We start from the raw sequence: 2,066 nt of genomic DNA, 5'->3' as shown, positions 1-2,066 counted from the left end.
GGCTCTTTACCCATGCGTTCCGCTTGAATCGCTTTAATTGCGGCTACAACTTTTGGGTTTATTTGCTGTAGCTGTTCTTCTTTTAACTCATTAACTGCAAGTTTAGTAACAGGTTGAGTTCCCTGATAAACGTTCATTTATTTTCCTCAAACGATTTCATGGATTTTGGTATGATATTTCCTATAATCCTTGAAAACCAGAGTTTTGTCTAGGCAAAAAATGTTCAATTTTGTTATTATTTATTCAGGGATTCCAATTTTTTTGTCTAATTTTGTGCAAAACTGTACAAAAATGTTTGCAAATGTGATCTATAATACACAAAATGCTCGATCTACCTTACCCAATGAATCTTAAAGAAATGTTAAAACTCGCTGATGAGATAGTATTTGCCAAAACGGGTCAGCACCTTGACGATTTACAAGAGGCGGTACTGCGAGGAACTTTACAACGCGAAACCTATAAGCAAATAGCTAAGAGTTTTGACTGTTCGGAAAGCAGTGTGAGGAAAGTGGGTGCGGAATTATGGGAAATACTTTCAGCCGAGTTAGGGGAAGAGGTCAGTAAATCGAATGTTTGTTCAGTAATTCACCGATTCAAAGGTTATAATAATGTTTCAAATTTTGCACAAAACAAGATAGCGATCGCTAATTTTAACATCTGTGGAGAAGCTACACAACAACCCGATCTACCCAATTCACATCGACCTAATGAAGAAACTGTTAACAAAAAACAACCTGAAACTCTACATCACGATTTAAGCGAGATGCCGGAGTTGGGTGTTTTCTACTCACGCACTCGCGAACTCGACACTCTTACTACATGGATGATACAACAACGCTGTCGCCTCATAGCCCTCACGGGTATCTGCGGCATCGGCAAAACATCTCTAGCAGTACAACTCGTAGAGCAGATAAAAGATGATTTTGAGTATGTAATTTGGCGCACTATAGACGCATCGCACAGCCTCGAAGAGTTTCAGCACGAACTCATTCAGTTTTTCTTGCAGTCAGAAAAGCTGGATTCTTCTGCAACTAATCGCAAACACTTACCTCTGATTAAATATTTACAAAAATATCGCTGTTTAATTATCTTAGATGACGTTCACCACCTTTTCTGTAGTGGCGAATTGGCAGGAAAGTATAAGCCTGAACATGAAGAATATCGCTCGTTCTTGAAACAGATAGAAAAATTATCTCATCAAAGTTGCTTTCTGCTAATCGGTTGGGAGCAACCTAGGGAATTGACTCAAATTACCTGTGAAAATAGCCCGATTCAAACTTTACAACTCATGGGCTTAGATGTTGAATCTACTGTTCAAATTTTCAAAGATGATGGACTCAGAGAGATTGACCATTACTCAATGCTTATTCAGGGTTATCAAGGCAATCCTTTCTGGTTGAAAAGCGTGGCGAATATCATTCAAGACTTGGGAATAAGTATCCCTGATTTACTGCAAAATGATACTTTATTTTTGGCCGAAGATTTGAAAGATGTTTTAGAGCAACAATTAAGTCGCTTATCGGCACAAGAAAACGTAGTGATGTCTTTATTGGCAAAAGAAATAGAGCCAATTAACCTGGTAAATTTAGCAGAAAATAGTGAAGTGATGTTGTCAAATTTATTTAATGTTATCCAGTCTTTATTGCGCCGTTGCTTGATACAGCAGGAAGGTAGTTTTTATTTTTTACAACCCGTATTGAGAGAATATATCAGAACCAAATTATAAGATCTGGGTAATCAGACAAAAGTTATGGCTTTGGTCCCGGTTTCTCCTGTGAGAATAGAGGAGAAACCGCCGAGTGGATCCGGAAGCGGGAATCGCACCTCAAGCAAAGAAACTGGGTTTCTTCGCAAATATCTGATGATTCAGGCAAAAGTTATGGCTAGAGGGGTGCTTCTTGGGGGCGAGGGAGATCAGGGTTTAGACGGTGAGGAGAGCTTGTTTCGGGGGGTTAAATCTCTGATAAAATGGGGGATCAATTAGGAAGTCTATCTAGTGGGAGCGATCGCGCTTGTGGGGATTCCAGCCCATCGGTACTTAGGCAGCCCGGCGATCGCACCGCCTA

The 2,066-nt window shown here is 39.9% G+C and carries 1 protein-coding gene; it reads left to right on the top strand.

Annotated features, from left to right (window positions below):
- The first annotated feature begins 343 nt into the window (after positions 1-343).
- Entirely contained in the window at positions 344-1,726 is a 1,383-nt protein-coding gene (locus NG833_RS27290) for an NB-ARC domain-containing protein (RefSeq protein WP_254568418.1), read from the top strand.
- Positions 1,727-2,066: the final 340 nt, after the last annotated feature.

It is taken from the genome of Oscillatoria sp. HE19RPO (assembly GCF_024220515.1).
In the GTDB taxonomy this organism is placed as follows: domain Bacteria; phylum Cyanobacteriota; class Cyanobacteriia; order Cyanobacteriales; family Laspinemataceae; genus Laspinema.
The sequence above is the reverse complement of the archived record's forward strand: the minus strand, read 5'-3'. Positions and strand labels throughout refer to the sequence as shown.

Coding starts and splice junctions, on each gene's coding strand:
- NG833_RS27290 (WP_254568418.1), top strand. CDS start 344: ATGAATCTTAAAGAAATGTTAAAACTCGCTGATGAGATAGTATTTGCC.